We start from the raw sequence: 12,477 nt of genomic DNA on the forward strand, positions 1-12,477 counted from the left end.
TTTTCAAAGACCGAATTGCTTCTTCAATTTCTGACGCTTTCTCAAGCGACATTTAATATACTATCAAATTCGTTCTTATTTGTCAAGAACTTTTTTGAAATCTTTTTTGTCGCCAAACTTCCTTTTTTTGCGGCAACATCGAGTAGTATATCACTTCATTCTAAATCTGTCAAGAAAAATTTAAAACCTTTCTTCCTTGACCAGCACTTCTAACAATTTAACATATTAGCTCAAACTTGTCAAGAAAAATAATCATTCTTTCTGTGGCCAACAAACCTTAACAAGTACTGCTCAACCACAACTATTAATTTAACACACCAGCTTTTATTTGTCAAGTATATCTCTAAATTATTACTTACAACAGATAGCAACCATTAGATAATATTTAACACCAGCTTGACGTTTTTCAATCCTTTCATTTAATTGATAAAAAAGTTCAATCTCAAAATACCTTTCTAACAATTCCCTAAACTCTTCTTCTGTATACTGACGATAATGATATGGATTGCTACATTCCTTCTCTCTTCCTCTACCAAAAGGGGTAGAAATTATTAATTGTCCAGTATCTTTTAATAAGTTATTTAAATTAGCAATAAATTTATAATCATCTTTAATATGTTCTACAGTTTCAAAGCTAATTATTGTATCAAACTGTCCTAATTTCTCTACTAAATTAGGATCTGTTCCTTCTCCCACCATAAAATCAACCAAAGGATAACCATAATGATACTTAGCATAATCGATACTTTCTTGAGCTAGATCAACACCAATGATTTCTTCTATCTGTTCACCCTGAGCCAACAATACTTCTGTTCCATAGCCAACACCACAAGCTAAATCCAACACTCTTCCTTGAGCATAATTACTAGCAAATTCATAACGGACTATATGTTCTTTTAATAAACCATTATTAGGATTCATTTTTTTAGGCATAACTCTTTCATCAGTCAACTCCAAGTCCAAAATCACCACCACCTTATTACTTATTTATCATTAATTACAGCATCAATAGTATAAACAGAACGAGGGTTCCATAATAACCATCCTGAAACCTGACTATCCTTTACAGCTTCAATCTGTTCTCGCACTTCTTGTTCACCATATCTATGCTGCATCGAAAAATCCTGCAACCAGGGACGTAGTTTATAACTTTCTTCTCCAAGCTTTTCTCTAGCATCTGCTAAACTTTCATATATAACTTGGTAAGGAGCACTATCTGGATTAGCTAAGCCATACATCCTAGGGCTATAGTGAGATGGATAAATCATTGGTGAAATATAATCAAGATGTTCAACCATCTTAGTAATATCTTGTCCAATCCCTAAATCACCTTCAATAGTTGTTGTTAATCCAAATACATCTGCAGAAATTAAAGTATCTTGTTTATCTAGTTCTTGATTAGCATACTTTAAAAACTCAATAATAATCTCCGATTTAGAATATTCCTCCCTTTCTCTAATAGTCAAACTACTTTCTTGAGATAAGGTTGGAAAGCGTATGTAATCAAACTTCAGCTCATCTAACCCTAAATCGATTGCTTGTTGAGCTATTTCCAAGTTATAATTCCAAACATCGTCAGAATAAGGATCAGTCCATTTTTCACTATGAATAATCTCTTCTTCTTCTCCTATATAATACTGTAATGCGTGTTCCTCTTGCTGTGCCAAAATTGCATCTTTAAAGAGTACTTGCCTACCAATCGTATAGACTCCACGCCTTTGAAATTCTGCTATTAACTCTTGTAAATCTCTAATCATTGCGTCTTGAGAAGCTGCTCCAAAGTCTTTAGAAAACGTAATTCTTCCTGCAGCATCTTTCAAATCAATAACAACAGCATTCAAATCACTCTTTTCAACCTCATTCATTAACCTTTCAATCCTTCTTTGATCTCCAGCAGCCCAACCACTAATATAAAGCCCTTTAATATTTTGAGCTTGACTTATATGAGGAGCAACTAGCTCAACATTCTCCAGAGAAATTCTTCCTTCTACCCCTTCAAACGAAGTGAAAAATTGATCAATCTCAAATTCTGCTAATTCTAATTTTGCTTCTTCATAAATAGGAGTATCCTTTAACTCAAAATTCTGGTTTGCCAATAAATTAAAATCATTTCCTAAAGTAAAAAAGCTAAATACAATTACTGAAATAACTACAAACCTAATTTGCTTATTCATTTTAACACCTCTTATTAATTAAGGTTATCTCCTATAATTATAACACACGCTCTAATTATTGTTGATGTTATTTTTTGTAATTAATTATAAAAAAGGAGGTAAGCCCTCCTTTTTGTAAGTTGATCTTTGATTAATTTTCCGGTCGTAAATGCGGAAATAAAATAACTTCTTTGATCGATTCAGAACCAGTTAATAACATAACCAAACGATCAAGCCCAATCCCTAATCCTCCTGCAGGAGGCATTCCATATTCTAATGCTCTAATGAAATCTTGATCCATCCTATGAGCTTCATCATCACCAGCTTCCCTTTGTTCCATCTGTTTCTCAAACCTTTCTTTTTGATCAATCGGATCATTAAGTTCAGAAAAAGCATTAGCTATTTCATTACCAGCAATAAATAATTCAAACCTATCTGTAAACGCTGGATTATCTGAATTTCGCTTAGCCAATGGAGATACTTCAACCGGATATTGAGTAATAAATGTAGGCTGAATCAACTTCTCCTCTACTATCTCTTCAAAGAATTCATTAATAATTTCTCCTATTGAAACTTTTTCTTCACACTCTAAATTATTTTCTTCAGCCAATGATTTAGCTTCTTCTAAAGTAGATACATTAGTAAAATCTACTCCTGTATGGTTATTAACCGCTTCAACCATGGTCATTCTATTCCAACTATTTAAATCAATTTTGTGATCATTATATGTAATTTCTAAATCATCCAATACATCTTCAGCAACAGTTTTAATCAATTCTTCAGTAGTATCCATAATATCTTCATAGTCAGCATAAGCCTGATACAATTCTAAAGTAGTAAATTCAGGATTATGCTTTCTCGACAAACCCTCATTTCTCATATTTTTTCCGATTTCAAAGACCTTTTCAAAACCACCCACTAATAACCTCTTTAAATATAATTCAGGAGCAATTCTCAAGTATAGGTCAGTATCTAAAGCATTATGATGCGTTGTAAAAGGTTTGGCAGCAGCTCCTCCAGCAATTGGATGCATCAACGGAGTCTGAACCTCTAAAAAGTTCTTTTCTTCTAGATATCCTCTGATGCCATGAATTATTTTACTTCTTGCAATAAAGGTCTCTTTAACATCTGGATTTACGATTAGATCTACATATCGTTGTCTATATCTTAGTTCAACATCCTTTAAACCATGCCATTTTTCAGGTAATGGTCGCAAAGACTTTGCTAATAATTTAAACTCTTGAATCCTAACCGTAATTTCACCACGACCTGTCTCAAATAAAGTACCTTCAATTCCAATATGGTCTCCAATATTCAAATCAGTAAACAGGCTATATTTCTCTTCCCCAACTTCTCCTTTTTTAGCATACAACTGTACTTTACCTGATAAGTCAACCAAATCAGCAAAGCTAGACTTACCATGATCACGTAATGCCATCACTCTACCTGCAATCTTAACCTTCTTTTCTTCTGCTGTTAATTTATCAAAATTATCTAACACTTCAGTAATGGAATGCGATCTTACAAAATCATTATTATAAGGCTCTATACCTGCTTTTTTTAAATCATCTAATTTTTTTCTACGTTCAATCATTAATTCATTTAAGTCAGTTTCTTGCTCAGCCATTTTCTAAATACCTCCAAGTTTGCTATTTTTTAATTGCTAATATTTCGTATTCAATAACTCCTACTGGTGCTTCAACTCCTATAATGTCTCCTACACTATTTCCAATTAAAGCTTTTCCTAATGGAGATTCATTAGATATTCGTTTTTCATCGGGATCTGATTCTGTAGAACCTACAATTTCATATTCAAATTCTTCATCTTCCTCTAGATCCTTAATTGTTACAGTAGTTCCAACACTCACTTCAGTTGTATCAATTTCATCTTTATTAATAACTTCTGCATTTTTTATCATCTGCTCTAGCTCTTTAATTCTACCTTCGACAAAGGCTTGTTCATTTTTAGCATCATCATACTCAGAATTTTCACTAATATCGCCAAAATCAAGAGCTTGCTTAATTCTTTTTGCAACTTCTCTTCTTTTAGCACCACGTAAATATTCCAACTCTTCTTTTAATTTATTTAAGCCCTCTTCTGATACAATAACCTTTTCATTCATTATTGATTACCCCTTTACTCTCTTGATTTTATTTGTAAAAAGATAAAATAGTGTTTGGACAAACACTATTATCCCCATCATTAGTATGACATTATAATCTAATTTGCAGAATTTGTCAAGTAGAGTTAACTATCCTTCTCATCCTACTAACCTGTTGCAAAGAAATCTCCCGTTCCATACTTCTTAAGCTAGCTAATTTAAATCCATGCTTAGTTGCTAACTGACTGATCATTAAGGTTTTTTGAAGATCGAGATCAGGACCTAAACTATAGTTTTCGTATTTCTTATCTAAAGCCAAAATCATAGTCTCAGCCATACAAGCATAAGCAGCATTTGCAGGGAATCCGAAATCAAAGTTAAAATTGACCTGACCTGGAACTTCCACAATTCCACCATCTATTACTAAGACATCATCTCGCTTTAAATTTATCTCTCTAGCTACATCCCTAGGGCGAGCTACATCACAGACAACAGCTCCACTCTTTAAGAGATTAATATCTATCAAGCTATCTAGTGAACTAGAAGCTGTAATAACAATATCTGCCTGTGGTAACAACTCTTCTAAATTAGTTGTAATTATAGCTTCTACCTCTGATTCAATCTTAAGTTTTTCTGCTAGTTTTCTTAACTTTGCTTCTCTTCTAGCTGCTAACATTAAATACTTATTATTTCGGGCCAACAAACGCACACAAGCTTTTCCAATAGAACCAGTAGCCCCGATAACTAATATATTACTCCGCTTCATTTCAAGCCCCATCATATCACAAGCTAATTTAGTTCCCTCTATTGCTGTCGCAACAGTATAGCTATTTCCAGTAGTTACTGGTATATCAAGTTCTTTAGCAACCTTAATCCCTTTATCCCCTACTATAGAAGTAAATGCACCTAATCCTACAATCTTTGCCCCTAGCTTCTGTGCTTTAATTCCTGCTGCTATAATCTTCTCCATTACCTCTTCAGTTGGCAACTCCAAAATTTGGCGTGAAGTTAGTGGGCAACCTACAAACCATCCTTCCGCTTCAACACCCAACTCAGATCTAACCCCTGTAATTTTAGAAACTTCAAATGGTGGAACCAATTTAATCATACTTTCCACTAAATGACTAGGTAGAAAATCACAAACAGGAAATTTACGTGCTACATCTGCTACCTCTAAAGGGTGAATGATAAACCCAAATTTCTCCATTCATCTTCCTCCTTAATTGTACAGTTGAAATTTTAATTATTGATAAATTTCTCAGCTTGATTAAAATCTATTACTCGAGGTTTGAAATCAATTTCTTGTAATAGATTCAAATAATCAGAAATGTTTATCTCAGTTACTGGCTTATCTAATAGAGCAACTAAAATAGCTTCCATTAAATTAGTCCCAAACGATCTTCCTTTGAACTCAGGTGTAGTTGTAATTAATTTACTGACCCCTCTTTCTTTTAGCAAATTTAAATCTTCTACTGTAATTGTATTAGTTAAAATTATTTTTCCAGTTAACTTTGAAGGTAAATAATGTTTTATATAATGAAAGTCTCCTGCAATAATATCTGCCCAATGATAATACTTCTCATATTTTTTATTAGCAACTTTCTGATCTTGTTCTTTCCCAGTAGGATAGAAAATTTTAAAGGGCAATCTACTAATCAAAGGCATAGTAAATTTGGCAATTAAATTTAAAATATCAAATGACTTAATTGGAATTGGTAACCCTAAAGCAAACATTAAGTCCCCAAATAGAATTTCAGCTTCCACTTCTTGTAAAGCTTTAGCCATTCCGAATCTATCCAAAGCAGATACAACTAATACTTTCTTATCTTTAAGATTAAGTTCTTGATCTAAATTTTTTATTGCATCTGACTCTAATGTCCTCTTTAACCCACTTCCATCAACAATCGGTGTTTTTTCAACTTGCTCAATTATTTTTTGAGCATCACGTACTATATATTTTTTATCATTTATAAATAAATAAAGATCCATTCCTCCTAATCCAAATGCATCTACTTGACCATCTAATTCTTTAAATAATTTAATTGCTTCCTTTAAATCACCATCTGTTCCTATTCTTTCAATAATAAATTTTTTACCTAAAACATCAGTCTCTATTCTTCGATCCCGACTTGAAGCTCCTAAACTAATACTAACTACCCGCTTCATACCCATTAACCTCCTAAAGATAATCTCAACCCTTAATATGTACTACTGATTTAAGATTTATGTATAAAAAAATAAAATTAAGCTGATACCTATTAGATATCAGCTTAATTCTTGATGATAATTATTCAATATTCTTTTCATTTCTACTATTGTCTCTGCTTGATTTAAAGAGTCTTTTACTTTAGTACAATTTTTAAGACCTTTGATATACCACGCTGCATGTTTTCTCATCTCTCTGACCCCTACATATTCACCTTTAAACTCAACTAAGTCCTCTAAGTGTTCAATAGCTACTTCAATTCTTTCTCGTGGCGTTGGGGGAGGTAATAGCTCTCCTGTCTTTAAATAATGGGCTGTTCTAGTAAAAATCCAAGGATTTCCTTGAGCACCTCTTCCAATCATTACAGCATCACAACCTGTTTGCTCTACCATTTCTAAAGCATCTTCAGGGCCAAATATATCCCCATTCCCGATTACAGGAATTGAAACTACCTCCTTTACATCTTTGATTACCTTCCAATCAGCTTGCCCTTGATAAAACTGCTCTCTTGTCCTGCCATGAACTGCTACAGCTTTGGCCCCATTCTCTTGAGCGATTTGAGCAACTTCTACAGCATTAATCTCTTCTTTACACCAACCCGTTCTAATCTTAACTGTAATTGGTTTCTTTACTGCTTGATCCATCGCCTTTATAACTTCACCAACCTGCTCAGGTTCTTTCATTAGAGCAGACCCATAACCATTCCTTACAATCTTAGGAGCTGGGCATCCCACGTTAAAGTCTATTATTTCAGGATCACTTTTTTTACTTATTATCTGGACAGCTTGGGCCAACACTTCAGGCTCCCTACCAAACACCTGTAAAGAAACAGGTCGTTCTACTTCAGATATTGCTAGCATCTCCTCAGTTCTTCGATTATCATTGACTAATCCTCTAGCACTGACCATCTCAGTGCAAACTAAGCCACAGCCCATCTGTTTAACTATCTTCCGATAAGGTAGATCAGTTACTCCTGCCATTGGAGCTAAAAAGACTGGTGGATCTATACTTACATCTCCTATCTTAAGCACCTTAATCCTCCTTTTTCACCTTGCTAACTGTAAGTTTTAAACTTTAAAGCTAAAAATCTAGACTTTAAAGTTTTTAGTCCATAGCTGATAGCTCACAGCTAATCATCCCGATTCATCTTAACAATTAATCTCAAACCTTCTAGAGTAAGAAAAGGATTACTGATATCTATCTCTTCAGAACGAGGACTGATTAATTCTGCAAACCCACCTGTAGCTATTACTATTGGATTTTCAACAAACTCTTCTTTCATTCTTTTGACAACTCCATCTACTTGTCCAATTACTCCATACAAGATACCCGATTGTAAACTATCATGAGTATTCTTACCAATTACTTGCGATGGTAGATCTAGCTCAACTCGAGGCAACTTAGCTGCATAATCAAATAATGCTTCCGTCGAAATACCAATTCCTGGAGCAATAGCCCCTCCTAAATATTCCCCAGCAGCAGAAACAGCACAAAATGTCGTTGCTGTTCCAAAATCAACAATGACTGTTGGCCCGTCATACAATCTAGAAGCAGCTACAGCATTAACAACCCGATCTGCACCTACCTCTTTAGGATTTTCAATCTTAATATTAATACCAGTCTTAACCCCCGGGCCAACAATCAAAGCTTCTACTCCAAAATATTTAACTGCTACCTCCTCTAAGCAATTAATAACCGGTGGAACTACAGAAGAAATGATTATCTCTTTAACTTCAGTCAAATTAAAATCATTCTTTTCAAATAAATTGATTAATAAGATTCCATACTCATCAACCGTCTTAGCTCTATCTGTAGCAATCCTCCAATCAACCACTAGTTCATCTTCTTGGTATAAACCTAATACAGTATGAGTATTCCCAACATCTATTGCTAAAATCATCAACTTCACTCCTTATCTTTAATTTCCTGAATCAAACTCCTGATGAGATAAAGATACATCACCAGAATAAACCTTCTCTCTCTTGCCATTACTTTCAATCACCAAAGCTCCATCAGGAGCAATCTCAACTGCTATCCCTTTGCGCTCTCGTTTAGCATCTTTAATTACAACCTCCTGCCCTAAGGTATAAGCATACTCTTTCCATTCAGCTAAAATAGCATCGAAATCAGTTAATCTTTGGTAATAATTTTCAATTTCTAATAATAACCTCTGTAAAAATTGAAGACGATCAACCTTCTCTCCTAACTCAGAATAGAGAGTGGTCGCCTTTGTATGTAATTGAGAAGGAAGTTCAGCAAGTGCAAAATTTAAATTAATTCCTACTCCTACAACCAAATAATCAATTTGATCTAGTTCAGCTCCCATTTCAGTCAAGATTCCACATGCCTTCTGACTACTGATTAAGATATCATTAGGCCACTTTATCTTTGCTTCAACAGCAGTCAATCGATTAATCGTCTTAGCTACAGCTAATGAAATAATATATGTAACTCTTGTTGCCCAGACTGGCTTTAAATCAGGTCGTAAGATACAAGATAACCAAATTCCTCCTTGCGGACTAGAATAATCACGACTCAACCTACCCTTACCTGCTACTTGTCGTTCAGCAAGTACAATCGTTCCTTCTTTAGCTCCATCTTCTGCCTTCTTCCTAGCTATCTGATTAGTAGAATCAACCTGCTGATAATAAAGGATATCTTGACCAATAATTTCAGTAGTCAAATTACGCTTAATCTCTTCTGGTAGTAATTTATCAGGTCGTTTAAGTAAACGATAACCTACTTTAGAAGAAGATTCAATTTCATAGCCAACTTCCCTAAAGTATTTAATATATTTCCAGATTGTTGTCCTAGAAACTCCCAATTTATTGCTCAATTCCTCTCCTGATAAGTACTGATCTTGAAATTGATATAACAACTCAAGTACCTTCTCTCTTCTACTTAAATTTTTCCTCATGATTTCACCTTCTTTCTTTATATAAGTTGAATTTAAATTAGCCTTTTCGATTTTAAAAAAAGTGAGTTATTTATATTGATAAAATCATTGATTCAATTTATATACTTCCTTCATATTATATAATATTCTATTTTAAAATACAAAATAAACCAACTTTACAATTGAAAATTAAACCTATACTATGTATAATGATATTAACTTTTAAAGTCAGGGGGAGTGGTATGTTATATCAAAATAAATTTAAATTCAACTTCTTACAATTACTTATCTGGTTTACGCTCTGGCTTGCCATTACTCAACCTACAACTTCTGCTAATCAGACTCAAATCACTAGAGATACTTTCGCTGAAATTACTGAAGAAGCAAGCCCAGCTGTAGTCCAATTAAATGTTATACGTAAACAAGAAGAACAAGAAGATTCATTTACTAATCAGACTGAACCGTTTTACAACAAGGACTTTAATGAAGATGATGGCGTAGGAACTGGTTTTATTATTAACGAAGATGGCTATATCTTAACCAATCAGCATTTAGTTGATAATGCTACAGAAGTTAGTGTTTTTATTAAGGGCTATGAAGAAAAGTTTAAAGCTGAAAAAATAGGCAGTGATTTTAACCTAGATCTTGCCTTACTAAAAGTAGATACCGCTCAGCAATTACCAAAACTTGAACTAGGTGATTCTAATACCATTCGCCCTGGAGATTGGGTCTTAACTATTGGCAATCCTTATAATCTAAGCCATACTGTAACATTTGGTATCATTAGTGCTATTGATCGCCCCCTTAAAATTAAAGAAAATAATCAAACCAGAATTTATAATAATTTAATCCAAACAGATGCAGCAATCAACCCAGGTAATAGCGGTGGCCCCTTATTAGATATTGATGGTCAAGTAATTGGAGTTAATACTGCTATCAATAATGAAGGACAAGGAATTGGTTTTGCTATCCCTATTAATGAAGCTAAAGAAATAATTTTTCAGTTGAAAGAACATGGACAAGTTATTCGCCCTTGGATTGGAGTTTATATGCAGAAGATCAATGAAAATATGATCGATTACTTCAACCTCGAACAAACCACTGGTACCTTAGTTGCTGAAATTGCAACAGCCAGCCCTGCCGAGCAAGCTGGTTTAAAAGTAGGAGATATCATCACTAAAATTAATGATATTAAAGTTGATCATCCTAAAAAAGCTTTTGCCATCATAGAAAATTTAGAGCTGAATCAAGAAGTTACCCTTGAAATTATTAGAGAGGGTGAAGTTAAAGAACTAAATCCTAAAGTTACTAAAAAACCAAGATAAAGAAGAAAATTTCTTAATAAATTAAAAAGCCCTGCTCAGGGCTTTTAATTAGAAACTTCGGTCGTTTGTAATACTTTTACAATAATCAATGTAATTACTACTCCCACAATCACCTCAGGAATTCCATGGCCTACAGCTACTCCTAAGGCAGCTTCTATAGTTAAATAGCCTCGTAAAGTTGCAAGAATTAAAACTCCACCTGTATTAGTTAAAGTACCAACTACTGCTGCTACACCACTTCCAATCAGTTGATGATTAACTAACTTATAACTATAAGCTGCCAAAATTCCAATTAATATTCGTGGAATAATAGCTATTACTGGATCAACAAAAAATGAAACTCCCCTAATAAAACTAAATAACCCAAAGATTAATCCTACTAATCCCCCTACCACAGGACCGGACATAATTCCTCCAATAATAACTGGCAAGTGCATAATCGTAGCTGATCCTGCTGGAGTTGGAACAGGTATAAAACCTAAGGGAGTCAATCCTAATACAACTGAAACTGCACTCAATATTCCAGCAATTGTAACCTCTCTAACTGTTAATTTCATTCATAATCACCCTTCTAAAGATCAATTTTTTAATAATCATTCTGGCTCAATAATCTTATTATTTTCATCAACAAATACAACCTTCGGCTCTAAATTTTCAGCTTCTTGTTGTTCTAACAAAGCATAAGAGATTATAATTACTACATCACCAGGTTGAGCTCTTCTAGCTGCTGCACCATTTAAACAGATTGTTCCCGAGCCTGCCTCACCTGGAATTACATAAGTTTCTATCCGTTCTCCATTATTATTATTAACTACTTGTACTTTTTCATTGGGTAAAATGTCTGCTGCCTTCATTAACTCTTGGTCAATAGTAATACTCCCTACATAATCTAAATTAGCATCAGTTACTCTAGCTCGATGAATCTTACCTTTATACATTGTTCTCATCATTATTTTATACCTCCACAATCAGATTATCAATCAATCTTGTTTCTCCAATATAGACTGCTAGTGCAAGTAAGACTTCTCCTCTTATCTTATCTATATCCTTTAGGCTACTTGCATCAACAACAGCTACATAGTCTATCTCTGCTAAAGGTTCAGCCTCAATGTTACTGATCAATTCTTGCTCAATAACTTTAGCCTTCCTTTCTCCACCAACAATTAATTCCTTGCCTCTTTGTAATGATTCAAATAAAACTAGTGCTGCTTTTCGCTCGGCTTGATTTAAATACTTATTTCTAGAGCTAATTGCCAAGCCATCTTCCTCCCTAACGATAGGTACAGTTACTATATCTAGATCAAAATTCAGATCCTCAACCATCCTCTTAATTACCAATACCTGCTGATAGTCCTTTTGACCAAAGTAAGCTCGAGTTGGATTGACTATATTAAACAACTTACTGACTACTGTACAGACTCCACTAAAGTGACCATCACGAGATGCACCACAAAGCTTACCAGTCAATCCCGTTACTTCAACTTTAGTCGCAGCATTATCTGAATACATCTTATCAGCCTTGGGTGTAAAGACCAAATCTACTCCAGCACTACGGGCCAACTCCAAATCCCGCTCTAAATCTCTCGGATAATCTTCATAATCTTCATCTGGTCCAAATTGAGTTGGATTAACAAAGATACTGAGTACTACTATATCATTCTCTTCTCTTGCCTGCTCTAGTAAAGCCAGATGTCCTTGATGTAAATAACCCATCGTCGGTACAAAGCCAACAGTTTTTTCCCTATCCTGCTTAGTAAACTCTCTAACCTCAGAAATCTCTTTTACAACTTTCACT

The 12,477-nt window shown here is 34.2% G+C and carries 14 protein-coding genes; 2 read left to right on the forward strand and 12 right to left on the reverse strand.

The annotated features are described in order from the left end of the window. Nucleotides 1-213, forward strand: a 213-nt coding sequence (locus MWH28_RS06280) for a hypothetical protein (protein ID WP_248618461.1), incomplete at its 5' end; no start/stop codon positions are given. Nucleotides 214-351: 138 nt separating this feature from the next. On the opposite strand, the gene MWH28_RS06285 is transcribed toward MWH28_RS06280, so the two are convergent. The 9 genes from MWH28_RS06285 to MWH28_RS06325 all read right to left on the reverse strand — a co-directional run bounded on the left by MWH28_RS06285 (nucleotide 352) and on the right by MWH28_RS06325 (nucleotide 9,378). Further along, a complete protein-coding gene (locus MWH28_RS06285; RefSeq protein WP_248618462.1) occupies nucleotides 352-963 on the reverse strand; it encodes a class I SAM-dependent methyltransferase in 612 nt (203 codons plus the stop codon). 20 nt (nucleotides 964-983) lie between these two features. Continuing rightward, nucleotides 984-2,174 carry a putative glycoside hydrolase gene (locus tag MWH28_RS06290; protein WP_248618463.1) on the reverse strand — a complete coding sequence of 397 codons (1,191 nt, stop codon included), beginning with the start codon at nucleotides 2,172-2,174 and terminating at the stop codon, nucleotides 984-986. Between the two features lie 130 nt (nucleotides 2,175-2,304). Beyond that, a complete protein-coding gene (lysS, locus tag MWH28_RS06295) occupies nucleotides 2,305-3,780 on the reverse strand; it encodes a lysine--tRNA ligase (RefSeq protein ID WP_248618464.1) in 1,476 nt (491 codons plus the stop codon). Nucleotides 3,781-3,802: 22 nt separating this feature from the next. After that, nucleotides 3,803-4,276 (reverse strand): transcription elongation factor GreA, encoded by a 474-nt coding sequence (gene greA, locus MWH28_RS06300; protein WP_248618465.1) that lies wholly within the window; start codon nucleotides 4,274-4,276, stop codon nucleotides 3,803-3,805. A gap of 115 nt (nucleotides 4,277-4,391) precedes the next feature. Next, the gene (locus MWH28_RS06305; protein ID WP_248618466.1) at nucleotides 4,392-5,462 is read right to left on the reverse strand and encodes a saccharopine dehydrogenase NADP-binding domain-containing protein; all 1,071 of its coding nucleotides are present in this window, start codon (nucleotides 5,460-5,462) and stop codon (nucleotides 4,392-4,394) included. Nucleotides 5,463-5,494: 32 nt separating this feature from the next. Then, on the reverse strand, nucleotides 5,495-6,421 hold the full coding sequence (locus MWH28_RS06310; RefSeq protein WP_248618467.1) for a quinate 5-dehydrogenase: 927 nt from the start codon (nucleotides 6,419-6,421) through the stop codon (nucleotides 5,495-5,497). 99 nt (nucleotides 6,422-6,520) lie between these two features. Further along, complete coding sequence (gene dusB / locus MWH28_RS06315; RefSeq protein WP_248618468.1) at nucleotides 6,521-7,492, reverse strand: tRNA dihydrouridine synthase DusB; 972 nt, start codon at nucleotides 7,490-7,492, stop codon at nucleotides 6,521-6,523. Between the two features lie 98 nt (nucleotides 7,493-7,590). Then, a complete protein-coding gene (locus MWH28_RS06320; RefSeq protein ID WP_248618469.1) occupies nucleotides 7,591-8,361 on the reverse strand; it encodes a type III pantothenate kinase in 771 nt (256 codons plus the stop codon). 18 nt (nucleotides 8,362-8,379) lie between these two features. Continuing rightward, the gene (locus tag MWH28_RS06325; protein WP_248618470.1) at nucleotides 8,380-9,378 is read right to left on the reverse strand and encodes a biotin--[acetyl-CoA-carboxylase] ligase; all 999 of its coding nucleotides are present in this window, start codon (nucleotides 9,376-9,378) and stop codon (nucleotides 8,380-8,382) included. A gap of 221 nt (nucleotides 9,379-9,599) precedes the next feature. Here MWH28_RS06325 and MWH28_RS06330 point away from each other — a divergent pair, with 221 nt between their 5' ends. After that, nucleotides 9,600-10,682 (forward strand): S1C family serine protease, encoded by a 1,083-nt coding sequence (locus MWH28_RS06330; protein WP_248618471.1) that lies wholly within the window; start codon nucleotides 9,600-9,602, stop codon nucleotides 10,680-10,682. A 44-nt stretch (nucleotides 10,683-10,726) separates the two neighbouring features. Here the strand turns inward: MWH28_RS06330 and MWH28_RS06335 are convergent, their stop codons facing one another. Genes MWH28_RS06335 through panC form a run of 3 tightly spaced genes read right to left on the reverse strand, consistent with a single transcriptional unit; the run spans nucleotide 10,727 to nucleotide 12,476 of the window. Then, nucleotides 10,727-11,239: an ECF transporter S component gene (locus MWH28_RS06335; RefSeq protein ID WP_248618472.1), complete on the reverse strand. Its 513-nt coding sequence runs from the start codon at nucleotides 11,237-11,239 to the stop codon at nucleotides 10,727-10,729. Between the two features lie 36 nt (nucleotides 11,240-11,275). Beyond that, entirely contained in the window at nucleotides 11,276-11,632 is a 357-nt protein-coding gene (panD, locus tag MWH28_RS06340) for an aspartate 1-decarboxylase (protein ID WP_248618473.1), read from the reverse strand. Nucleotides 11,633-11,636: 4 nt separating this feature from the next. After that, on the reverse strand, nucleotides 11,637-12,476 hold the full coding sequence (gene panC / locus MWH28_RS06345) for a pantoate--beta-alanine ligase (protein ID WP_248618475.1): 840 nt from the start codon (nucleotides 12,474-12,476) through the stop codon (nucleotides 11,637-11,639). Nucleotide 12,477 lies beyond the last annotated feature (1 nt).

Origin of the sequence: Natroniella sulfidigena, assembly GCF_023223645.1 — a bacterium.
Classification (GTDB): domain Bacteria; phylum Bacillota; class Halanaerobiia; order Halobacteroidales; family Halobacteroidaceae; genus Natroniella; species Natroniella sulfidigena.

Excerpts from the sequence above, each read along its gene's own strand:
- MWH28_RS06330 (WP_248618471.1), top strand. The coding sequence starts at position 9,600 with ATGTTATATCAAAATAAATTTAAATTCAACTTCTTACAATTACTTATC.
- panD (WP_248618473.1), bottom strand. The coding sequence starts at position 11,632 with ATGATGAGAACAATGTATAAAGGTAAGATTCATCGAGCTAGAGTAACT.
- lysS (WP_248618464.1), bottom strand. The coding sequence starts at position 3,780 with ATGGCTGAGCAAGAAACTGACTTAAATGAATTAATGATTGAACGTAGA.
- MWH28_RS06325 (WP_248618470.1), bottom strand. The coding sequence starts at position 9,378 with ATGAGGAAAAATTTAAGTAGAAGAGAGAAGGTACTTGAGTTGTTATAT.
- MWH28_RS06290 (WP_248618463.1), bottom strand. The coding sequence starts at position 2,174 with ATGAATAAGCAAATTAGGTTTGTAGTTATTTCAGTAATTGTATTTAGC.
- MWH28_RS06335 (WP_248618472.1), bottom strand. The coding sequence starts at position 11,239 with ATGAAATTAACAGTTAGAGAGGTTACAATTGCTGGAATATTGAGTGCA.
- greA (WP_248618465.1), bottom strand. The coding sequence starts at position 4,276 with ATGAATGAAAAGGTTATTGTATCAGAAGAGGGCTTAAATAAATTAAAA.
- MWH28_RS06320 (WP_248618469.1), bottom strand. The coding sequence starts at position 8,361 with ATGATTTTAGCAATAGATGTTGGGAATACTCATACTGTATTAGGTTTA.
- MWH28_RS06305 (WP_248618466.1), bottom strand. The coding sequence starts at position 5,462 with ATGGAGAAATTTGGGTTTATCATTCACCCTTTAGAGGTAGCAGATGTA.
- MWH28_RS06310 (WP_248618467.1), bottom strand. The coding sequence starts at position 6,421 with ATGAAGCGGGTAGTTAGTATTAGTTTAGGAGCTTCAAGTCGGGATCGA.